Consider the following 22627-nt stretch of genomic DNA (forward strand, 5'->3'; position numbering starts at 1 on the left):
AACATAGGAAAGGATGCCATCACAATGTCTTCCTCTGCCTCCTTACCAGAGAAGCTGGCTCAACTTGCTAGCTACTTTGAGCAGCATGGGAATTACATCTATAAGGGGAAGTCGCCTGAGAATTCGTCTCCTCTTTATGCCTATCTCAGCCAACAAGTTAGCCGGGACCCTGACTTGCTGGCTCTGCTTGTGAATGTGGATACCTCGACAACAGTCACCAATCTCTTTTTCAGTGCTGTTCACTTCCTCTTATTCAAGCAGCCAGCACATCCCCTGGCAGAATTTTATCCCGATCTCACAGCGCAACCACGCCCACCCCATGAGAGCTATCCTCCTTTTCGCGCCTTCTGCCTGGAACATAAAGAAGAGCTTATCCACCTGGTAACGACACGCCCAGTCCAGATCAACGAGGTCCGACGCTGCTCGGCCCTGGCGCTGGCACTCTGTGTGCTTGGGCAGCGCCTGCAAGGGCAGCCTCTGGCGCTAGTCGAGATCGGTACCAGCGCAGGGCTACATCTACTCTGGGATACTTATGCTTACGATTATGGCGAGGGACGTTCCCTTGGCTTGCAGAGTTCACCAGTACGCATAGTTTCTGCGTTTGAGGGAAGCTTTCCTATCCCTGTTAAGCAACCATTCCCTCTAGTTGCTTCGCGCGTGGGACTCGATCTCAATCCCCTGGATGTTCATAATGAGGATGATGTGCTCTGGTTGCGCGCCCTGCTCTGGCCTGAGCATCGCGATAGCCAGCAGCTTTTGCAGTCAGCTATAGAAGTGGCACGCCAGCATACGCTTACTCTTGTGAGAGGTGATGCCTCCATGACGCTTCCGCAGGTGATAGAGGCGATACCACGGGATCGTGCGCTCTGCATCTATCACAGTTACACCTTGAATCAGGTTCCACGACAGATACGCAAAAACATCCTCGACCAGATACTCCAACACGCACAACAGCGTGATCTGTATCGCATTGAGCAGGAGGGCTATTCATTTCAGCAATCTCCCAGCCTGCTACTCCATACCTATCAAAATGGTCAAATGCGGAGCGAGCACCTGGCTTCCTGCGAATCACGTGGACGCTGGATCAAATGGCAAGCTACTCAAGTGAAGTAAACGATTCAAGAGATTACCCAGGCCTTAGCGTAATCAATCCAAAATACGCAGTGGCCCCGGGGAGGGGTGCGAACATGTCCGCGCCTCCTCCCCGGGGCCACTGCTTGCTTCTTACGCAAATTGCCAGGGGGTTACCTGGGCGCGCTGGCGCTCGTACGCTGCGATCTTGTCCTGCATATGCAAAGTGCGGCCTACGGCATCCAGGCCCAGCAGGAGGGCCTCTTTGCGATAGCTGTCGATCTCGAAACGTACTACACGGCCTTCAGGTGTCGTGACCGTTTGCTGCGCGAGGTCGACATGCAGGGTATAGCCCTCGGTGGTATTGACCTCCTCGAAGAGCGACTGCACGGTCTCGGCATCTAAGGTGATGGGTAGGATACCGATGTTCAGACAGTTGTTATAGAAGATATCGGCGAAGCTGGGGGCGATGATGGTACAAAAGCCATACTCGGCTAAGGCCCAGGGAGCATGCTCGCGTGAGGAGCCACAGCCAAAGTTCTCGCGTGTAACCAGGACGCTGGCATCCTTATAGCGCGGCATATTTAGCTCAAAGCTGAGATTGGGCTCTTTGGTAGTCTCGTTCGCGTAGCGCCAGTGTGAGAACAGGCCCTCAGCAAAGCCGGTGCGCGCTACAGAGGTCAGATACTGCGCGGGAATGATGGCGTCAGTATCGACGTTGGCGCGGTCCAGGGGCATAACGATGCCGGTATGTTCAGTAAATGCTTGCATTGAATAGTGCTCCTCTCCGCTCTTATTCCCAGGTGCGAATATCGACGAAATGGCCCGCAATCGCTGCCGCAGCAGCCATGGCGGGACTGACCAGGTGCGTGCGCCCGCCCTTGCCCTGGCGACCTTCAAAGTTTCGATTCGAGGTGCTGGCACAGCGCTCTTCCGGTGCCAGGCGGTCACCATTCATGGCGATACACATGCTGCATCCGGGTTCGCGCCACTCAAAACCAGCCTCGGTAAAGATCGTATTGAGTCCCTCTTCCTCGGCCTGTCGTTTGACCAGGCCACTACCTGGTACAACCATGGCATGGACGTGGTCAGCCACCTTCTTGCCTTTGACCATGGAGGCGGCGATGCGCAGGTCTTCCAGGCGGCTATTGGTGCAGCTACCAATGAAGACGCGATCCAGCTTGATCTCCTCGATAGGCGTGCCAGGCTCCAGGCCCATGTAATCCAGGGCGCGGCGTGCGATGGCGGGATCCGAGAAGGCTTCTGGTTCGGGAACGACGCTGGTGACGGGTGCAACCATGGCGGGGGTTGTGCCCCAGGTAACCTGGGGAGCCATCTCCTCGGTGGTCAGGGCGATCTGTTTGTCGTATGTCGCGCCGGCATCGGTCTTGAGGCTACTCCAATAGGTGGTGGCCTTCTCCCAGGCTTCACCCTTGGGGGCAAAGGGGCGGCCCTGCAAATAGTTGAACGTCGTCTCGTCGGGCGCGACTACACCCATGCGCGCTCCGGCCTCAATCGCCATATTGCAGAGGGTCATACGGCCCTCCATGGAGAGCGAGCGAATGGCGGAACCGGTAAACTCGATGCAGTAGCCGGTACCAGCGCCGGTTCCGATCTTGCCAATGATGAAGAGCGCCAGGTCCTTGGCGGTACAGCCAGCGGGAATAGGACCTTCGACGCGGACCTCCATGGCTTTGGGGCGGCTCTGGCGCAGGCACTGGCTAGCAAGCACATGCTCAACCTCGCTGGTGCCGATACCAAAAGCCAGGGCACCAAATGCACCATGCGTCGCGGTATGGCTATCGCCACAGACAATTGTCATGCCTGGGAGGGTAATGCCCTGCTCCGGCGCGGTCACATGGACGATACCATTGCGCGCGTCATCCACACCAAAGAAATTGATGCCAGCCTCTTTCGCGTTCTGCTCAAACGTCTGAATCTGGAGCGCGGCCTTGGCATCCACGACCGGGACGCTGCTGCGTTTGCTCTGTACCTGTACCGGCGTGGTAGGAATACTGTGATCGACCACGCCAAAGGTCGCATCTGGACGACGCACGCGCCGACTGGCCTGCCATAACGCCGCGAAAGATTGGGGCGAGGTCACCTCGTGGACGAGATGGCGGTCAATATAGAGGAGCGTACCCTGCCCCAGTTCTTCGCTGATCGCGTGTGCTTCCCAGATCTTTTCGAAGAGTGTGCGTGGATGGGAGGATGTAGCCTGATCCATAGCAAATTACCTCTTTCTTAGCGTTACGTTGATTATCAGGTCTTTACGGAACAGTATAACGGCGCTATACTGATATGTCTAATACCTATTTTTTAGGTTTGTGATGCTTCCTTGTTATCAAGCCTTGAAGGAAAAGCATGGAACTGCGCCAATTAACCTATTTTTTGACTGCGGCCCAGACGCAGAATTTTCGCAAGGCGGCTGAATTATGCCTGGTGGCCCAGCCAGCGCTCAGTCGCCAGATCGCGGCCCTGGAGGAGGAGTTGGGCATCGCGCTCTTTCGCCGGGTGAAGCAGCGCGTGGTGCTTACGACCGCCGGGCAGGAGTTTGCCAGCTATGTCAAGAATGCCCTTGATACCTTACAGCAGGGGCAATTTGCGATGTCGCGCTTGCAACAGGGCCAGAGTGGAACGCTGCTCATCGGGTGCAATGAATCGCTGGCAACGGCAGTCCTGCCCGAGGTCTTCGCGCGCTTTCGCGCCTCTTATCCCGATGTGCGCCTAAAAGTGAGCGTGAATCGTACTGACGAGGTGATCGCGCTGGTGGAGACGGGCGAGGTTGATGTAGGCCTGATCTTTGATCCCGATGTGCGTTCAGAGATTGTTGTGTTACGCGAACTCTTTCGCCAGCAGCTCCAGGTACTGGTGGCCTCCTCGCATCCACTCGCGTACCTGGAGCCACACCAGGTCACCTTGCAGTGCATCCTGCAAGAACCGCTGATTTTATTGGATGAGTCAGCCAGGCTGCGCAAAGTGCTCGACCGCATCTTATTGCAGCGTGGCTTTAGCATCTCGCCCAGCGTGGAAATCAGCTCAGTGGAGGCGCTGAAAGAACTGGTGCGTCATGGGAGTGGAGTAACGCTGATCTCGCCCGCCCTCATGCGTTCCGCCCACCACGAGGGGCTAACCCTGCTCCCTATCGCCGATTTGCAGGAGGAGTTTATCTACGCGCTGGTCTACCGGCGTTTCGGCACCATTCCTCTGCTAGCACGCCAGTTTATCGATATCGTGCTGCAAACCGAGGCGCCAGTAGAATAACAGTCTTACCGACCCCGCGCTCGAAAGCCCCTCTGCATCAGCCATGGGGATGAAGGGCGCGTTCCTTGTTGGAGAGGGAAATGGGGGTAGCGTTTTTCAAGAACATATGTTCTTGGCAGAAGGTAGCTCTTCGTTTATACTGTTTTCTATGGGCGAAACCTACAAAAGCAACCGGAACGTGTTCTCTAGTTGCCCTTCTCACGTGGTCTGGTGTCCGCGCATATCGGCGAAGGGGGCATGTGCAAGGAATCGACGAACGACTCATGCACATGCCCCGTGAGGTCTGCCAGGAACATCAGGCAGAGATCGAAGAACTCGATGTGGTGCCTGAACAGGTCCATCTCGCAAGTGAGCGTCGATCCCCAATGTGGCATTCATCGTCTCATGAAGCTGGTCAAAGGTCGTTCTTCCCGCCTACTACGTCAAGAATTTCCTGTCTTGACGCGAACATTGCCAACCCTGTAGACCAAGAGGTATTGTGTTACCACCACGGGAGGAGCACCGCTTGCTGTTATCAAAGAGTGCATTGAGCAACAAAAGCATGTCGAAGAACGCATCAAACAAGCCGAAGAAAGAAGCGAAACCCCGAAAAACCTATCAATTTCGCATCTATCGTGCGACCCGTTTTGCTCCAAACCATGATAAATGGGGGACGAGCAGCGGTGTTTTTTTTTTGAAAGACACTGACAACTGTTTCTCTGACGAGAGGCGCAATTCCTCTCTCATTCGATAGGAATGGATAGCATCATCCCCACTGTAGCGACTGGCCCTCAATCAGTGAAGCGGGATGAAACGGGGGATGCCTCATAAACCTGATGTGAGGACACCTTCTAGCTGGCTACTACGGTGAGAAGCCTGTCTAACAAGGCAGATAAAACGAATGCATGACTGAACCATCGTTACGGAAAACTGGCTTACGCAGGATAACAAGCCAGCCCAAAACGGGAACGAGTCGAGTACACAATGGAGATGGTACAGCTCCATTGCCTATCTGTCAGGACTCCGGTGGAGAATGCACACCTACGGTAGCGAAAAACAGAGCAACGGAACGGAGTAACCGCGTGTTTGCTCTCATGGGGGTCGATACCATGAGCAGGTGCCAACCGCAAGCAGCACGACGGAAGGATTGTCCAAGAAGCGAATGCCTCTCGGAAAGCGAGAGGATAGGCTGACGTGGACACAGTTGTATGGAAAGTAGAAGATCAAGTACGATAGCAAATAGGAAAGCACCCAGGATCAAGAAGAAAATTGACCCTGAGAGTGAGGCTTGGAACAAGTTGCCCTGGCGCAAGTTTGAGCAGCATGTCTACCGCATCCAAAAGAGAATCTACCGAGCCAGTCAACGTGGCAATCAACGTGCAGTCCAAAAACTTCAAAAGCTCTTGATGAAATCGGAAGCAGCAAGGCTTCTTGCTGTACGCCGCGTCTCACAGGATAACCAGGGCAAGAAAACAGCGGGGGTTGATGGAGTGAAGAACTTGAAACCTCAACAGAGGCGACAGGTGGCATCGCTCATTCATCCCAAACAATGGCCGCAGAAAGTAAAACCAGTCCGAAGGGTATTTATCCCCAAGCCTGGAAAAAACGAACAACGGCCTTTAGGGATTCCTACGATGTATGAGCGCGGACGACAATGTCTTGTGAAATCCGCGCTCGAACCAGAATGGGAAGCTCGCTTTGAGGTGAACAGCTATGGTTTTCGCCCTGGACGATCCTGTCACGATGCTATCGCAGCAATCTTTCTGGATATCGGAAAAAGGCAAAATATGTCCTTGACGCTGACATCCGGGGCTGTTTCGATAACATTGACCAGACAGCACTCTTGAAAAAACTTCAGACCTATCCACGTCTGAGACAGACCGTCCAGGCCTGGCTCAAATCGGGAGTCATGACAGAGGGGGAATTCACACCTACAACCAGCGGAACCCCGCAGGGTGGCGTTGTCTCTCCTTTACTCATGAATATAGCGTTGTACGGGCTGGAAGAGGCTCTCAAAGGCGTAAAGAGGACCACAAGGGATAAACCCCAAATGGTACGATACGCCGATGATCTAGTGGTCTTTCATTCAACGCTAGAAACCATCCTTGAAGTGAAAACAAGAATCAATGACTGGTTAAGGGACATGGGACTGGAACTGAAGCCAAGTAAAACGAGAATAAGCCACACGCTCACACCCTATGAAGGAAATGTGGGATTCGAGTTTCTAGGATTTTCCATCCGGCAATATCCGGTAGGAAAGAACCGTACAGGGACAAACTCACAAGGCACTCCGCTTGGCTTCAAAACGATCATCAAACCGAGCAAAGAAGCCGTCAAACGACACATAGCCCAGATGAAGCAGCAAATCAACAAACGGAGATCAGCGCCGCAAGGACAACTGATTAAGGAACTTTCTGCCATCATCAGGGGATGGTCCAACTACTACAGAACAGTCTGCTCCAAGGCTGAGTACAGTAGATGTGACTACATTCTTCAGCAACAGCTATGGTCGTGGGCAATTCGTAGGCACCCAAACAAAAACAGACATTGGATTAGGCAAAGGTACTGGAAGAGAGGCGAAGGCCAATACAGCATCTTTGCAACCTCCGAAGATTATGACCTGAGAAGGCATGATGCGACGAAGATCCAACGACATGTCAAAGTAAAAGGTGCTGCCAGCCCCTATGACGGAAACCTCATGTATTGGAGCCAACGACTGAAAAACCACCCAACAACGAGAGGAACACTGGCGATGCTGCTTCTGAAGCAGCAAGGCAAGTGTAGATGGTGCGATTTGCAGTTCCGCGAAGGAGATCAAATCGAGATAGACCACATCACTCCTAAAAGTGAGGGAGGAGGAGAGGAACTGAGTAACAAGTGTGCTCTCCACCGACATTGCCACGACCAAAGACATGGTACCCATAACAAGGGCCATATGATTGAGGAGCCGAGTGAAGAGAAATCTTCATGCTCGGTTTTGCAGACGAGCGGATGGGGCGACCCATGCGCTTAGTTTATCCGACCCACAAGCAAGTGCACACGCTTCAAGCGTGGCTTGGCTTGTGCTGTGAGGTCTACAATGCAGCGCTCGATGAACGCAAAAGTGCCTATCGCATGGCTGGTATCTCCCTCTCCTATGAATCTCAATGTGCCGAATTGCCAGGGTGCAAGCGCGTCCGACCGGAACTGGGGGGAGGTGCCATCGCAAGTGCTGCAAGATGCAGTGAAACGAGTGGACCGGGCATTCGATGACTTCTTCCGGCGAGTGGAGAACAGAGAGGTGCCAGGATATCCGAGGTTTCGCTCGCGTTCGCGCTATGCTTCTTTGACATTTAAACAGTACGGCAATAGCTTCAACCTTCTCCCAGGGACCAAAGGGAACAAAGGGACGCTTGTCCTCACGAAATTGGGGCATGTCAAGATGATCATGCATCGACCAATCAAAGGAACCCCAAAAACAGCCATTGTCCAACGGACCCAAACGGGAAAGTGGTTTGTCAGTATCAGTGTCGAGATCCCAAAGGAAGAAGTGCTCTCGTCGCGACTTCCAGAAGCGGGGGAAGCCGTTGGGATTGACGTGGGACTCTCTACCTTTGCCTATCTCTCGACCGGAGAAGCGATTGCCAATCCGCGCTTTTTCCGGGCTGAGGCGGCGGCGCTTGCTCGTGTCCAGCGCAAGCTGTCGAAGGCTCCCAAAGGGAGCAAAAAGCGGACGAAGAAGCGCAAAGTGGTGGCTCGGGTGTATGAACGGATTGGGAATCGAAGAAAGAACTTCATTGAGCAAGAGGTCTGCAAGCTCATGAAACGATTCGGGTTGCTTGCGGTGGAAGCGCTGGTGGTGCGGAATATGATTCGCAACCCGAAACTGGCAAAAAGCATTGCTGATGTCTCGTGGTCGCAGTTTTTCGGACGGTTGCAAGCCAAAGCGGAAGAGGCTTGGCGGCAAGTCGTGCGAGTGAATCCGGCCTACACGAGCCAAACCTGCTCGGCGTGCGGGCATCGCCAGCCGATGCCGCTCTCTGTCCGGGTCTATGAGTGTCCCCATTGTGGTCTGGTCATCGACCGAGACCACAACGGGAGCAAAAACATCCTTGTAGAAGTCTTCATTGCTGTGGGACGACACAGCCGCGTCATTCCAGAAGCCCCCGGCTTGTAGCCGTGGGGAGTCGTCACTAACTCGAACCTGAGACCTTGCTAGAGAACCTGAAGTGCCCTCTCAAGAACAGGATCATGGCCAGCGGCCAGATCTGCCGGCGTGGGATACACCTCATCGTCGGGCGGCACGCCGATGCCAGAGATAACCTCTCCGGCAGGTCCTTGCATAAATGCGACAGGCACCGTTACGACGCTCCCATCGTCGAGAAAGAAGTCACTGGACGGTCCAGAGGCTATGCCCGCCGTTCTTTCTCCCACCAGGCGTCCCAGGTGGAGATCTTGAATATCCATAGCGGTCGCCTCGCAGGCAGACGCGCAGCCGCGATCAATCAACGCAACCAGGCGCACATGGTACAATGGGATACCATCATCCGTTCTCATATCTGAGCGTTGCCCCTGCCTGTCAACTGTGCTTGAGATGACCTGATTGTGGACAAACATACTGATAATACGCCTCTGTTCTTCGGCATCTCCCCCGCCGTTCCCGCGCATATCGAGAATCACGCCCTTGAGTTGCGCTCCGGCCTCTTGCACGGCCTGGTTGATCTGTTCATAGACGCCTCTTTGAAATTGGGTGAAGTGCACATACAGGATGTTCCCAGACAGCATCCGGGTGGAGACGAGAGGATCGGCTGGATACGCGGCAGGAGTCAGGCTCACACGTATCGTGCTATCAGCACCCGGATGCTGTATCTGTAACTGGACCAGCCCCGAACCCGAGAGCGGGCTTATTACCGCCTGTACTGGCTTTTGATTGATAAAAGGGGGAAAGCCGTTGATCGTGATGATGGTATCGCCGGGTCGCAAGCCAGCCTGCCCCGCCGGGCTGCCGGGATCAACGCTGCGAATAGAAAGCGGAGGCGAGCTTTGCGCGAACTGCTCGGGACTATAGAAAGGGAGATGAATACCCAGCCCTGTCCGCGTGCCAGGTGGGGCAGACTCTCCGCCCCTCGTATTATCCCTCGGGGGTGGCATGTAATTGGCATGATCATCATGCAAGCCGTCCACCATCCCGGTAATCGCCGCCGCCACAAGTCCTTGCTGGTTCGACGACAGATGCGCTGTCATCGTCGTATAGGTCCGCTCAAATGCCTGCCAGTCCACCTGGCGATCACCGGTCAGCGCGGGCAAGACAGCGCTGCGCTGGTCCTGATGCTGTTGAACAAGGTAGTTGACCATCCCGCTCATCGCGTGCTGGAGCAGGCTCCGGGGATCGAGAACGGTTGGATAGGTATCGAGAATACAGTTATATGCCTGTTTGATGGCATGTATACTACTGGGGGCCGGGTTTTCGACTGACTGGGATTGCGTGCCGCACGATGAGCTTCCTGACACGATGGGAGGTGCCGCCCTCCAGGTGAGATACAGAAAACTTGCCGCGACCAGGCCCACTACAATCACAAGGCACACCAGTCTGGCACTATCTTGCCGCCACCACTGCTTCTCGGGGAGAGACGCCTTTGTCTCTCCCTGGGCAAGCGCTGGTTTTTCGCTTACTTTATTCATAAGTATCTTCGCTCCTTACTATGAGACCAGTTCTCTCAAGACTTCTTTCCTTGTGAAGATCTAAGGAATGCCTCTATTATATTCAAATTCATGTCATCCTGATTCATCCCGTGAATAGTCTGATCTGCCTGTTGGTGTGTTAACACATGCTGTTGTACCAGTGCTGCATGAGCCTGTTGAACCGCTGTAGCCTCTATCGTATGGAGCTGGTCCTGTGAAATCCCCTGTGTCTGGGCAAGGTCGTTCAACCATTCTGTCGCCTGGGGTGAAGAGATCTCCGCTCCTCCATGACTGGCAGGAGTTTGCGTTGCAAGAACGGTAGAGCGGAAGTTGTCCTGTATCTGCTGCTCGGTCATATGCATTCCCTGAGCAAACTGCGCTCTCAATGTTTGCCAGTACACAGCTGGGTAGTTATCCCAAGGAGCCGAGCCGCTGCTCGTGCTAGTAGTGCTAGGCCCCCCCTTTTTCGCTGTTTGTGTTGGTGACGCACTGTTTGTTGTGTACACCCGCCAGACGGCCACGAGCCCACCACCCAGGATGACGGTCACACCCAGCAGAAGGAGAACAGGCATAAGGCGCCAGCCTGTCTGCCGCTGTGGCTTTTGTTGCAATAGCTCCGCTATTTGTCCTTCTTTTGCTTGTTCTTCCTCGTTCAGCATAGCTTCAATCCTTCCATTATTTCATCAAACTTCATTCGATCTTGAATGGTGCTGCTGATGTATGTTATTCATAGCGCAGGGCTTCAGCGGGCAAGATGCCGGAAGCGCGTTGAGCGGGGACGACGGTGCACACGAACGACACCAGGCAGCAACCCAGCAAGATGCCAAGCGTGGGAAGCACCGGGATCGCGAAACTTTTGGAGGTGGCGTAGGCAATCTCTGAGACCAGCCACCATGCCAGTGTCGAGCCGATGACCAGGCTCAATAGCACGACAAAGCCTGTCTCCAGCAAGAACGAGCGCCGCACCAATGCGCGTGAAAAGCCCATGGCGCGCAGCATGCCAATCTGTTGACGCCGCTCTACGACGGCACGGCTGGCGATCACTCCGATGATCAGCGCCCCAAAGACCACCCCGGTGACCAGGTACGCGACCAGAAACCTGGTGATGCTCGTCGTGTAGGCATTCTGCGTTGCTGCAAGCTGTACAGCCGATGGCTGAGAAGTATCGGTTGTCTGCTGCCCGATCCCGAGATTGTTCGTCAGCACGAGGATGACTAGGAACAACACCAGGCTGAGCAGAGCAGTGGCGACCCCGGTACGGAAGCGAAACGTCAGCGGATACGCCATGCTGGGACGGCTGATTGGCGCCAGGCCGCGCACCCGCTGGATGATCAGATGCAAAGCGGTTGCCAGGCTCTCGCTGTTCACCATGACCAGCACCACCATGCCAACAAGCGGCACAAGCATACAGAGCAGGACGTTGGGCAGGAGATCTGAGATCTCGAGCTGCTCCGGCAGCGTGGTGGTAAAAATGAGGAGCAGCACCCTGGTCCCTGCCTGAAGGCCATACACCAGCCAGCCCAGGCCAATAAGCGTTCCACCAAGCCAACGGGCTAGCGCTGCCGGAAGATGGAAGAGGCTCATCAGCCAGGTGAGCAGCAGCCCGGCGCCACCAATCAGCCCGACAATGCCCAGATTCCCCAGCCAGCCCGCGCTCGGACCCTGCCCCAGGTACAGGGCCAGGAGCCCCACCAGCAGGCAAAGTGGGCCACGCACCACAAGCGCCCAGAGCAGACGCAGGAAGGCAGCGCCGCGTCGTGTCATCGTTGGCGCGTCTGTCAGTTCGCCCACAAGCTCCTTGAGATTGGTTTGCACGGGAAGATCGTCCAGATTGCGAATTGCCGTCACAATGTTGCTATAGCCGATCCGAATGGCTGCCACATAGGTCGCCACCAGCGTCGTCAGCACGCCCAGGCCGATCACGGTCAGCGCGCTTTGCCAGCTTACCCAGAGATGGAACGGCACGCTTGCCGACCTGAAGCTCAGGGATGGTAAGTTGGAGAACGTGAGTAATTCCAGTCCCAGGATGCCCATACCAAGCAGCACTCCAGGGATGGCAGCCAGCAAGCTATAGCCGCAGCACTCGATCAGCAGGGTCTGGGTCAGGTGATGGCGTTGCAAGCCGACCGCCCGCGCTATGCCCAGTTCCACCCGTCGATCTGCTGCGAGGAACAGGCACAGCAACACCAGCAGTAATACACCCGCACTGGCCAGCAAGCCTGTAAAGACGGGCAGCAGCAGGTCAAACTGCCGAGCGGCTGATGAATCTAAGAAATCACTTTTCCCGGCCACGGGATTCCAGCGCGCCTCCTCTACCCGCCCAGGGTTGAGTGGATGAATAAGCGTACTCTGAAAAAGGGTGGGAGTAGGGGCACGCGTATCAGTCGGCGTGTGAAAGAGCCGCTCTAAGAAGCTGAGCACAGCCTGGCTATTGCCCGGACCACCAACATTTTTGATACAGATGGTGTTCGGGGGCAAAGATTGATGAGCAGAGCGCAGGGTAAATTGCTGGAGCGTTGCCAGCGGAAAGAGTATTTCTGGATAGGCTGCATCGACAGCGAGCTCGCCACCAGTCACGACCGGATCGTTCGAGAGAATAGCCCGCACCGTCGCATCTAGCGGCGTGTTCTGCCCATTGAGTGTAATCTGTAACCGATCACCCGGTTTGATATCCAATGACGCCGCTGCTGAATGGCTGAGCAACACTTCGTTGGGCCGAAGATCCGCGATGGGCACCGGATGACCCTGGTCATCTTTCAGAGCACCATAGACCTGGTCAAAGTCAGGCGGTACTGCCAGGATATACTGATTCGTCTGGGTAATGCCAGCTCGCTGTGCGTGCAATTTCGCCGCGAGCGCATTGAAGTAGACCGCCGTGGCTGCTTGCACTGTCGCTTGCTGCCGAATTTGCGCGAGGGAGCTCTGCACTTGCCCTTGCGTAAAAGGGCCGGTGACAGACTCATCGACATCACCAACTTTGGTCAGACGATCAGCCACGATGGAGTGAGAGAAGCTATCCTGCAAGCCAAATGAGGCAGTAAGAAAAGCGGAAAAGAACATCAGGCCGCAGAGCATGATGAGCGTCTGCGCGCGATGACGCAGGATATTGCGCACCCCCATCCGCCACAACAGTGGATTATTGATGCTCAGACCCACAAGCACTAGCAGGGCCCCTCCTACCAGAACAGCAAGCAGCAGGGCCTGTGTTGTTGGGGTGAAACCAGAAAGGGTCAAGCTCATCGTTGTGCTCCTCTCTCCCCGAATGTGCCGACGCTTGCTTGCGCCTTGATGGGGATGTCTTCTTGAATCAGGCCATCGGCCATGGTGATCATCCGGTTGGCCTGGCGAGCAATCTCAAGCGCGTGCGTGACCCAGACAAAGGTCAGGCCTAATTCATGATTGAGGGTGAGCATCAAATCAAGAATTTCCTGGCTGGTCTTGCTGTCAAGCGCGCCCGTCGGCTCATCCGCCCACACAATCGAGGGAGTTGTTGCCAGCGCCCGCGCGATGGCGAAACGCTGACGCTGCCCGCCACTCATCTCCGCCGGGCGATGATCCGCCCAACCGAGCAGGCCAACCTGCTCAATGCTCGCCAGAGCGCGGGTACGGGCCTCCCTGGAAGAGACACCGCTGACCAGCAGCGGGAGTTCCACATTCTCCAATCCGGTGAGTACCGGCAGTAGGTTATAGGTCTGAAAGACAAAGCCCATCTCGCGGGCGCGGAAGAGGGTGAGCTGGCGATCTGACAGGTTGCGAATATCCTGGTTCGCAATCCTGATGGTCCCTTGCGTTATTCGATCCAGTCCGCTCAGACAATTGAGCAGCGTGGTCTTGCCGCAGCCACTTGGTCCCATAATGGCGACGACTTCCTTGCGATGGATGCGCAGTGTTACTCCTTGCAGGGCCTTCACCACGACCTTACTGGTATCGTAGTGCTTGTGAATATCGATCGCCTCGATGACGACATCGTCCTGTCCTCTCTCTCTGGACGTCTCGGTTTCCATGTCTGAATACCTCTTTCTTCAATTCCCTTGTTCGCGGCTATTGCATGCCGTGAGTCATCAGTGTAGCTGGGAGTGAAAGACAAAGCTATCGAGAAACCCTGCACTTTTCTCTCGTCAAAGTCTGCAGCGAGAGGTTGCAGAAAGATGCAGTGGACAGGTGCAGACACGTGCAAGCACATTTGCTGGAATTGACGTAGAGCCCGGAAGCCACTCATGCTATACTTGAGCAGAGCTTCTCTGCATGTCTGAAATACGTCTCGAAAGGCGAACCTTGCAAGCACGAAGAGCGAGGAACACGATGATACATATGCTTTTTCATCTCTTCACCAAAAAAGGGGAGAAGAAGCCGGAGCTACAAGACCAACAAAAAAGGTCGCTGAACTGGTTTCTTTTCTTCTGGCTCGGCTTCATCTATGTCCAATATATGCTGCCGCGCATAGCAACGCTGTTGCAAAACGATGATGAAAATCTTTCATCCGTTCCCTCTCTTGAAAATCTCTTCCCAAAAGATACCAGAAGCGCCATCATCTTTGCTCTTGTTGCTTTTACGCTCTTGATGGCGTTTCATAGTGGCCTGCACTGGTCAGCTCTGTTCAGGGATGTCAAGCGGCGCTATCTGTGGTTCTATTTCCCGCTCCAGATTGCGTGTATCTGGCTTATCTACCTCATGACCGACGGGGCAAAGGGGTCAGGTGACACCCTTCTGGGATTGTGCCTCATGCTGGCTATTGAGGCAATTATTCTGTTCAAACGGATATCGCTGATCATTGTGGCAGCAACAGGATGCCTGCTTTTTTACCTCGCTATGCAAGGGTTCAACCTGCTTACTGCTACGCAACAGGACCTCCCTGTGGTCCCCAAACTGATCGCGGTCCTCACGGAAAGTTCAGCCCTCATTCCGTTCGTCTGTGCCAGCGTCATGCTCTACATCCAACAAACCAGGGCTCACCAGAGAGATCAAAACCTCTTGCGCGAATTGGAGACGGCGCATATCCAGCTCGAAGACTATGCGGCACGCGTCCAGGATCTGACGTTGACCACAGAGAGACAGCGGATGGCCCGCGAACTGCACGATACGCTGGCCCAGGGGCTGGTTGGCCTGACGATGCAACTGGAGACCATCGACTCGCTCTTGATCAGGCAGCGTTGCGAGCAGGCGCGAACCATCGTCCAGCAGGCGATGACACGTTCGCGGGCAACGATCACCAGTGCGCGATCCGCGATCACAGATCTGCGGACAGAGATACCTACGACGCGTGATATACTCGTCGCCATTGAGGTAGAAGCGGAACATTTCACGATGGCGACCGGTATCCCTTGTCCCTGTTCTCTGGAAACAAAGTTCCCAGACGAGTATTATGAACATCTGTTACGTATGGTCAGCGAGGGGCTGACCAACATCGCCCGCCACGCCCAGGCCAACCAGGCCTGGATAAGGGCAAGCGTCGAGAATGAAGCGATCACGCTTGAAATAGGTGATAATGGGGTTGGCTTTGAGTCAGCAAAGATCACAACAGGTCACTATGGGCTGCTGGGATTGCGTGAACGGGCACGCCTGATGAATGGTCAGCTGCTGGTGAGCAGCAAGCCTGACAAGGGAACGACGGTCCGCCTCTGTCTTCCCCTGCAGAGAGGAGGCGAAGATGAACGAAAAGCAGGATGATATTCGTGTCGTTGTGGTGGATGACCATCTCGTCGTGCGAGAGGGGCTGCGGATGATGTTGGAAATCGCTGGTGAAGGCTTTACCTTGGTTGGCGATGCGGCGGATGGGGTAGCGGCTCTGTGCGTGATAGAGGAACTTCAGCCTGACGTCGTGCTGATGGATCTACGGATGCCTGGCATGGATGGTCTGGAGGCGATCACTCAGATACGGGAGCGCTGGCCGCACATCGCCATCGTCATTCTGACGACCTACAATGAAGACAATTTGATGCTACGCGGGCTACGGGCAGGCGCATGTGGTTATCTGCTCAAGGATACCGACCGTGAGACCTTGTTTCATGCTATTCGCGCGGCGGCCCGTGGAGATCTGCTTCTCCAGCCAGAGATCATGGCACGTATTCTGGCCCGAACCACAGATGCACCTCATTCGACACCCTCAAGGCCTCAAGCAGAGGAGTTGACCGAGCGTGAGTGTGAAGTATTAGAGGCCGTAGCACGTGGCGAACGAAGCAAAGAGATCGCGTCTCGGCTTGGGATCAGTTTACGCACCGTTGGATCACATCTCACGAGTATTTACAGCAAGCTCGGCGTCGATTCGCGCGCCTCAGCGGTGGCTACTGGCATTGAGCGCGGTCTGCTTTCACGATAACACAAAGTGTAAATGTGATAATTAAGTGGGCAGATTGTTAAAAAATTGGACAATGAAATGGGTAAGCAACCAGATGTTCAGGAAACAGCCAGCAGAGAGAGCTATATTACTCATGACCAGCAAAGTAAGGGTCACGAGAAGACCAGAGAGCAGATGAAAGCTGATGAAGTCTAGCTGGGCAATCCAGAAGGTGAGCCCAAGCGCCAGTGCTACCAACCCGGCTAGACCCGCGATCACTTGTATGATACGTACTGCGATCATGAAAATCTCCATTGCTCAGCAGACGATAGTACCGTTGTCGGAAGCCGCGAGGGCGGGAATGTGCCGCAATTTCTCAGGGTTGACGATGATATCGATTTCCTGGATCTGGTTATCGGTACATGCAAGTACCATGACAAATGCAGCCTTCCCCTTCTGGGGGGCACGTTGATGCCACGCACCCGGCTTTTTGCTGTTCTCCTCTCCATCCAGTCCTAGGCTGAGAAGTTGCTTTTCATCCAGACCTTTCTCCAGGTAGCCAATCAGACCTGGTTGACCATTGATGAGCGTCGGTCGGATCGCTACCTTGATCACATGGAATACTTTCGGCTTCAGCCAAAGCAGATGGTGAGCCACTCGATCTGGCCCATACAAAGGATGGAGTGTCGCTCTTACTTTGCCTCCGCCATCGGTATGGAGCACAATTTCGTCTGAGAGCACCTGCAGCAGTCCTTCCATATCGCCGTTCATCCACGCCTGGAAAAACTGCGTAAAAACCTGCCGTTGCCCGGCATGAGGTGCAGGCGTGTGGGTGGGGCGCGCAGGCAGATGCCGCCGCGCTCGGTGCAGAATCTGGCGGCAGTTTTCCGCGCTTTTCCCCACGATGGCCGCAATCTCTGCGTAATCGTAGTCGAACACCTGGCGTAAGAGAAAGACGGCCCGTTCGATGGGAGACAAGCGCTCCAGCAGCAGGAGAAACGCGAGAGAGAGCGATTCGTTGAGTTCCGAGAGTTCGGACGGATCGGTGGTTTCGATCAGCGGCTCGGGGAGCCAGAGGCCAAAGTAGGTTTCACGCTGCGTTTGAGCAGAGCGCAGCCGATCAATACATCTGCGCGTCACCAGTGTGCAGAGATAGGCTTTGGGATGTTCTACTGGTTCTTCCTGTTCCGAGGCATACCACTGCAGGAAGGCTTCCTGCACACAATCTTCAGCATCCATCACGCTGCCCAGCATGTGGTATGCGATGGAAAAGAGTAACGATTTATACTGCTGGAACATCGTTTCTTGTTGTGCGGATGATCTTTTCATAGCGAAGTGTCTCTTTTGCTGTTATGCGCGCAACAGCAAAAGAGACGTAGCCCCCTTCAGTTTAGTCTATGACATCCGATGAGCTGACCAGGGATGCGCTCTGTCTGGAGCTTCGCTGAGCTATAATCAGCCTGGCCGCACTCCTGGCGCTGGCAAAGCTAGCATCAGCCTTTTCCCCTTCTGGGCCGACCCAATCGCCCGCGATATACAGATTGGGGAGCCCTGGAACCACTGGACCGGGACGCCCGGAGAGACCACCAAACCTCGCCTGGACAATCGCATTGGAGGCAATCATATGCGGCAAGAAGAACTGCTCTACGACTTCAGCACGCCAGCCAGGCTGCAAGAGATCTATCAGCCCTTCCAGCTCTTGCTGTGTGGCCTCTGGCTCCGCCGCTTCACCGGGTCGCAGATATTTCATGAGATGGACCAGAGCGCTCCCCTCCGGCGCGAGGTGCGCCGAGGCGGAATGCACCGAATAGTAGAGCGGACGATCCATGCCGTAGGTGACGAGGTTCTCTGCTCTGGGGAGACGGCGCAAAGCGATATCGAGGCAGGCCACATAAGCCGGAATCGCCTGTGCAGCCCAGCGGCTCAGAGCCTCATGCGTGCCATCGGCAACCAGAGCAGAGGCCGTTTCTGGATCAGTGGCGAGCAACACCGCGCTCGCTTCGTGGCGTGAATCATCCTCCAGACGCACGCGATATTTTTCTCCAGCCACTTCAATCGCCTTGACCCTGGCCTGCGTGATGAGACGTGCTCCCGCCTCCTGTGCTTTTTGTCGGAGACCATCCACCAGGGTTTGCCAGCCACCATCCAGATAGAGTACTCCCTGGCTATTCAGCAGAGAAAGAGTCAGACCGGCGGAGAGCAGATCAGGTGCATGGGTATAGGTTGAGGTGCGTGCACTTGCGAGAAGAAACTGGCGGACCTGCGGATGCTGTACCTGCTCTTCGAGCCATTCCTGCAGGCTTCTCCCCTGGAGCTCTTCAGCGTTCAGGTGTTTGACACGACCAAACACGCGCATCAACTCTTCTTTGGCGGCGGGTGCCAAGAAAGGTACCTTCAAGAGAGATGCTGCTCTGGCCGGCAAGGGATGGACCTTCCCATCCGCAAGTACGGAGAACCCGGAGGGCTGCGGTTGCGAACCGCTATAGGAGACGCCAAGTTCGCTCAGTACTCGTTCACCTGCTTCATGCAGACGGAGCGCATGCGCTCCTTGATTGAAAAAGAAACCGTTCCGCTCGCGGGTTCTCGCACGTCCGCCAGGAGTACTGGCCTTCTCAAAAAGCGTTACGGCATGACCAGCTCGTGAAAGATAGGCGGCGGCTGAGAGGCCCGATAGGCCGCCGCCAACAATGATCACCGGAGGTTGAGTACGTGGATGTGTCGCCATAAACATGTCCTTTTCTCGTTGTTTTCTGTCTTCCCATGGGGATAGACGCTTGTTTCATTTGAACCTGGGCGAGATCGGCAGAGAACCATTGCTCCCATCCTTGCAGAGCATCGCTGTGCCCTCTTGCTTCACTCCTGAAACATGAGTCGAAATAGGCGACCTGTTTGTGACACAAGAAAAATCTTTCGCAATGATCAAGGGTTCCTACCAATCGACGCATCAACGCACAATTGAGCTTTGGCTCTTGCCATCTTTCTGGTAGTACAGGAGCAAGAACGAACGCTGCCGAGAACGTTCCTTCATGCGCAGACGAACCGCATCGAGCGCCGCGTGGGGCGGATGTGAGAGGAATGGGGAAGCGGTCAGACTACTGAGACACTGAGACTTCTTCCTCCTGCGCAAAGGCTTGCAGACCTTCAAAAGAGCGGGAAAAGTCGGGGATGATCTCATCGAGGATCGCCTCGAAGCGTTGAGGATAGCCCTGGAGAAGCTCTGCCAGCAGTTGCCGTTCCGCTGAAGCTTCTTCCACAGCGAGTAAGGTGGCAAGCACGCGTGCATTGATCACTTCGCGTGGTGAGATGAGCAGTCCATTCATCAAGAAGTTTTTGAGCATGTGCGTTTGCCCCTGCATTCCTTTTTGTATCAATTCCCGATCATGCACCGGGCCATATTTGAGATACAGGTCGAGGTACAATTGAATCAGCCTGACGCCTCGCAATGGCGAGGAACCCGTATAGGTCACTCCAGGCGCATTGAGATCAGAGACACTACTGAGCCACCAGGCCGGGGCGATGGCCTCCTGCATGCGCTGGAGCACGTGTCGTTCAAAGCCGGGTTGAGGATAGCTCTGCTGCTCGTGTAAACAACGCGCCAGGGTCTCCGCCTCAATCGCGGCCACGCTCATGCCTTGTCCATAGATGGGGTCAAAATTGCAGAAGGCGTCTCCCATGACCAGGAGGCCATTGGGCCAATCCTCCATCTGCTCAAAGTGATGGCGCACACACACCGGGATGCGGTAGCCGCGCGGATCGTCCAGTGGCTGAGCGTCTTGCAACAGCGAGGGGAGGTATGACCCGATGGCGACGGTAAGTCGTTGCTCAAACGCCGCGGCATCGGTAGGAGGGTAATGGCCTCCGATATTGCCGATGATCACGGCACAGGTGTGGTCCTCAAGGAGCGAGAACGCGACCCCATCGCTCTGAGAGAACGGTTTGAGCGCGTTACTCCACTCGTGATGCGCGTCTGCCGGGAACTGGTAATAGCGTGTGCTATAGCCAATGGCGGAATGCACCTGCTCATCCTCAGGCAGATGAAAGCCCAGTTCCTGGAGCCAGTGGGTGAGTTTGGAGGAACGTCCACTGGCGTCAACGATCAGATCCGCTGCTATGGTTGTCCGCTCGGCGAGTTGTCCATGCTCACGCACGCAGATCCCCGCGATGCGTTTGCGGTCAGATGACGCGACGAGGCCAATCACGTCCTGATGGGACAGAAAACGCACGCCTGCAAGCGCCTGCACCCGCTGACGTATTTCCCACTCAAGCAGGGCCCGGCTACACGATGCATCCTTGCCCGTCGCGTTGGGAGCGCTGAGGGCCGTGCGTCCATCCTTGGCAATCAGAAGACTTTTGGTATGCTCCAGCGAGAATGCTCCGTGCTCAAGCAAGCCATCGAGAAAACCTGGAAACAGGCGTTCCAGGATCATCTTGCCACGTGGCAACACCCGATGGAGATGATGGGACTGCGGTGTGCCTGCACGTGGTTGGGGCGCTACGGGCAACGCGTCTCGTTCTACCACCAGCACCTGCTCATAATACTCCGCAAGAACTCGTGTCGCCAGCAGGCCAGCAATGCCTGCACCAATCACCACTGCCTGCCGTGGCTTTTCTTGCGTTCCTGTTGTTGTTCCATCCTGCATATCTATAGCACCTTTCTTATTCTTCTACTTCTTTTTCTGCGACCAGATCTCCTAGAAGCCAAGCTGCTGCTTGACCAGGACCATCGTAATACGATCGGGCTCGTGCTCCGCATTGACGATCAGCAGTTTATTGATGGCGCTGGCCTGGCCGTATACTTGCTGAGCACGTTCATTTTCTAAGGGAAGGCTATATTCGCGGATGCGGCGAAGTCCATCTTCCAGCGTGCGCACGAGCTTTTGCGTGCCAACCACCCAGATCACCTTGCTCGCGCCAAAGACGGCGGCACCTAACTGGCTGCCAGCTGCTGATGCAATGAGCACCTCGCCCTGTTCGGTGATCGCGTGGATGCTGCCCACCAGGACATCGGGGGCAGCTACCAGTTTGCGCATCTCGTGGCGCTGCGTCGCGTAATCAAGCGTAGATAACTGGGCGCGCACCGATTGAAAGTGGTTTGCGTGTTCGATCTGCTCTGCCAGGCCAATCAACTCCAGGGTACGCGAGGGCGCATCGTAGACCCCCGCTCCATCGGGGATCAGGTCAAGCACATACGTTCTTGCTTCTTCGCTGGTATCAAAGACGACCACTCGTATGCCGTGCGCTTGCAGTGCCTGGACGGTCTTCTCGATCTGCTGCTCTGATGCCAGTTGCGTGAATTCGGAATGTGATAGATTGGTAGTCATTGAGATTGTTTTCACTTTCTTGTCTTTTGTACATCTTGAGATGAACCTGATGGAAGGTTGCTGATGACTCTGTTGATGAGCTATCCCCTCTCTCCTCATATAGTCGATCCTCTCGTTGCTGAGAGAAGCGTTCATCAACAGAAGAAAGGTCCACATGTGACCAGATTCATCTCAAAATTTATATTCAATAATGGCTATGGCTTGAGGTCGAGCACCGCGCGGCCTGTCTTCAAATCGACAGGCACCGAAGCCTGCATGTGCGCGATCAGCCACTTGCCGTTGATCTTCTGAAAGCACGCGGTCCAACGCAACCAGTTACCGATCTTCTGCCCATTGTCCATGGTTGCGCTCAGCCGGTTGAAGCTGTGGGCGAATGCCACGTCATCGCCCACCGTGATGGACAGGTCAACAATTTCATAGTCGATCGGACCCGGGAACGACGAGAGCGCCTCTCCCCAATGTTTCCTGTATGCATCTGCTCCCACGTATTGCAGCGGAGGCACGATGTCGAACGACACGAGTTCGGGCGCGTACATGGACATCACCCCATCGAGGTTCTTCGCACGAAGCGCCTCGACCCCACCCTCGATGACCCTTTTGATTTCGGCTTCATCGTTTTTCTTGTTGTCTTCAACTGTCATAGTTTCCTCCTAAAAAGACGCCTATCCTATAAGGAAGTGCATCCTTTGATCAACAGAGTAATTGGAAGCTGTTGGCTTCCTGCCAAAATTTACACCCTCCCTTGTGTTGAGAACCAGTACAGTGCGCAGAACGTGTGCTCCTGGCTTGCCAGCGGAAGGCGCACACCCTTCAAGAGCGTTGTGCTACCTCCTCGCCACCCTCCGACTGGCTCGTTTCAAGTGAGAGTAGTACCAGACCCAGCCGGATGAGCTGTAAGAGCACTCCATAGAGCGCGGCCTGATCCGGCAGCGTCCCCACAAGCAGCGTGGTGCCTGCCTCCTGCCGCTCGATGCGTAATCCTGCAAAGCGGTCTTGCCACCCAGAATCAAGGTGTCCCTGGATGTGAATGCGGTAGTGCATCGGTCTCCTCCTTTAG

General features: G+C 55.1%; 19 protein-coding genes and 2 pseudogenes. 8 read left to right on the forward strand and 13 right to left on the reverse strand.

The genetic code is table 11. The features are described 5' to 3' along the window. The first annotated feature begins 24 nt into the window (after positions 1–24). The gene (locus KRAC_RS50295) at positions 25–1113 is read left to right on the forward strand and encodes a DUF2332 domain-containing protein (protein ID WP_007920538.1); all 1089 of its coding nucleotides are present in this window, start codon (positions 25–27) and stop codon (positions 1111–1113) included. 111 nt (positions 1114–1224) lie between these two features. Here KRAC_RS50295 and leuD read toward each other — a convergent pair whose 3' ends face one another. Beyond that, positions 1225–1842, reverse strand: a complete 618-nt coding sequence (gene leuD, locus KRAC_RS50300) for a 3-isopropylmalate dehydratase small subunit (RefSeq protein WP_007920540.1) — start codon at positions 1840–1842, stop codon at positions 1225–1227. 22 nt (positions 1843–1864) lie between these two features. Continuing rightward, positions 1865–3298: a 3-isopropylmalate dehydratase large subunit gene (leuC, locus tag KRAC_RS50305; RefSeq protein WP_007920541.1), complete on the reverse strand. Its 1434-nt coding sequence runs from the start codon at positions 3296–3298 to the stop codon at positions 1865–1867. 137 nt (positions 3299–3435) lie between these two features. Here leuC and KRAC_RS50310 point away from each other — a divergent pair, with 137 nt between their 5' ends. From KRAC_RS50310 to KRAC_RS50325, 5 genes and pseudogenes are all read left to right on the forward strand, one after another. Further along, entirely contained in the window at positions 3436–4335 is a 900-nt protein-coding gene (locus tag KRAC_RS50310; RefSeq protein WP_007920542.1) for a LysR family transcriptional regulator, read from the forward strand. A 148-nt stretch (positions 4336–4483) separates the two neighbouring features. After that, a pseudogene (tnpA, locus tag KRAC_RS69860) lies at positions 4484–4977 on the forward strand (IS200/IS605 family transposase). 545 nt (positions 4978–5522) lie between these two features. Then, positions 5523–7327 (forward strand): annotated as a pseudogene (gene ltrA / locus KRAC_RS50320) (group II intron reverse transcriptase/maturase). After that, positions 7282–7566 carry a helix-turn-helix domain-containing protein gene (locus KRAC_RS77470; RefSeq protein WP_244422546.1) on the forward strand — a complete coding sequence of 95 codons (285 nt, stop codon included), beginning with the start codon at positions 7282–7284 and terminating at the stop codon, positions 7564–7566. The pseudogene ltrA and the gene KRAC_RS77470 overlap by 46 nt, the downstream one beginning before the upstream one ends. Further along, a complete protein-coding gene (locus KRAC_RS50325) occupies positions 7523–8470 on the forward strand; it encodes an RNA-guided endonuclease InsQ/TnpB family protein (RefSeq protein WP_244422547.1) in 948 nt (315 codons plus the stop codon). The genes KRAC_RS77470 and KRAC_RS50325 overlap by 44 nt, the downstream gene beginning before the upstream one ends. Before the next feature lie 38 nt (positions 8471–8508). Here KRAC_RS50325 and KRAC_RS50330 read toward each other — a convergent pair whose 3' ends face one another. The 4 genes from KRAC_RS50330 to KRAC_RS50345 form a co-directional block, all read right to left on the reverse strand. After that, entirely contained in the window at positions 8509–9975 is a 1467-nt protein-coding gene (locus KRAC_RS50330) for a S41 family peptidase (RefSeq protein ID WP_007920545.1), read from the reverse strand. Positions 9976–10010: 35 nt separating this feature from the next. Next, complete coding sequence (locus tag KRAC_RS50335; RefSeq protein ID WP_007920546.1) at positions 10011–10634, reverse strand: hypothetical protein; 624 nt, start codon at positions 10632–10634, stop codon at positions 10011–10013. Between the two features lie 64 nt (positions 10635–10698). After that, positions 10699–13215 carry an ABC transporter permease gene (locus KRAC_RS50340; protein ID WP_007920553.1) on the reverse strand — a complete coding sequence of 839 codons (2517 nt, stop codon included), beginning with the start codon at positions 13213–13215 and terminating at the stop codon, positions 10699–10701. Next, positions 13212–13979 carry an ABC transporter ATP-binding protein gene (locus KRAC_RS50345; protein WP_007920555.1) on the reverse strand — a complete coding sequence of 256 codons (768 nt, stop codon included), beginning with the start codon at positions 13977–13979 and terminating at the stop codon, positions 13212–13214. The genes KRAC_RS50340 and KRAC_RS50345 overlap by 4 nt, the downstream gene beginning before the upstream one ends. 298 nt (positions 13980–14277) lie before the next feature. Here KRAC_RS50345 and KRAC_RS64195 point away from each other — a divergent pair, with 298 nt between their 5' ends. Both KRAC_RS64195 and KRAC_RS50355 read left to right on the forward strand, forming a co-directional pair. Further along, complete coding sequence (locus KRAC_RS64195; protein WP_007920557.1) at positions 14278–15642, forward strand: sensor histidine kinase; 1365 nt, start codon at positions 14278–14280, stop codon at positions 15640–15642. Next, the gene (locus tag KRAC_RS50355; RefSeq protein ID WP_007920560.1) at positions 15623–16291 is read left to right on the forward strand and encodes a response regulator; all 669 of its coding nucleotides are present in this window, start codon (positions 15623–15625) and stop codon (positions 16289–16291) included. Before KRAC_RS64195 ends, KRAC_RS50355 begins: the two co-directional genes overlap by 20 nt. Positions 16292–16312: 21 nt before the next feature. Here the strand turns inward: KRAC_RS50355 and KRAC_RS50360 are convergent, their stop codons facing one another. The 7 genes from KRAC_RS50360 to KRAC_RS50390 all read right to left on the reverse strand — a co-directional run bounded on the left by KRAC_RS50360 (position 16313) and on the right by KRAC_RS50390 (position 22611). Further along, positions 16313–16552: a hypothetical protein gene (locus KRAC_RS50360; protein WP_007920562.1), complete on the reverse strand. Its 240-nt coding sequence runs from the start codon at positions 16550–16552 to the stop codon at positions 16313–16315. A gap of 15 nt (positions 16553–16567) precedes the next feature. Further along, positions 16568–17578, reverse strand: coding sequence for an RNA polymerase sigma factor SigJ (gene sigJ / locus KRAC_RS50365; protein ID WP_007920563.1), 1011 nt, complete (start codon positions 17576–17578; stop codon positions 16568–16570). Between the two features lie 61 nt (positions 17579–17639). Then, the gene (locus tag KRAC_RS50370) at positions 17640–18974 is read right to left on the reverse strand and encodes a phytoene desaturase family protein (protein ID WP_007920564.1); all 1335 of its coding nucleotides are present in this window, start codon (positions 18972–18974) and stop codon (positions 17640–17642) included. A gap of 367 nt (positions 18975–19341) precedes the next feature. Then, on the reverse strand, positions 19342–20889 hold the full coding sequence (locus KRAC_RS50375) for an FAD-dependent oxidoreductase (RefSeq protein ID WP_007920565.1): 1548 nt from the start codon (positions 20887–20889) through the stop codon (positions 19342–19344). A gap of 51 nt (positions 20890–20940) precedes the next feature. Next, entirely contained in the window at positions 20941–21585 is a 645-nt protein-coding gene (locus KRAC_RS50380; RefSeq protein WP_244422548.1) for an LUD domain-containing protein, read from the reverse strand. 179 nt (positions 21586–21764) lie between these two features. Next, positions 21765–22211: a YybH family protein gene (locus tag KRAC_RS50385; RefSeq protein WP_007920567.1), complete on the reverse strand. Its 447-nt coding sequence runs from the start codon at positions 22209–22211 to the stop codon at positions 21765–21767. A 169-nt stretch (positions 22212–22380) separates the two neighbouring features. Further along, positions 22381–22611 (reverse strand): hypothetical protein, encoded by a 231-nt coding sequence (locus tag KRAC_RS50390; protein ID WP_007920569.1) that lies wholly within the window; start codon positions 22609–22611, stop codon positions 22381–22383. Positions 22612–22627: the final 16 nt, after the last annotated feature.

Origin of the sequence: Ktedonobacter racemifer DSM 44963 (genome assembly GCF_000178855.1) — a bacterium.
GTDB lineage: Bacteria > Chloroflexota > Ktedonobacteria > Ktedonobacterales > Ktedonobacteraceae > Ktedonobacter > Ktedonobacter racemifer.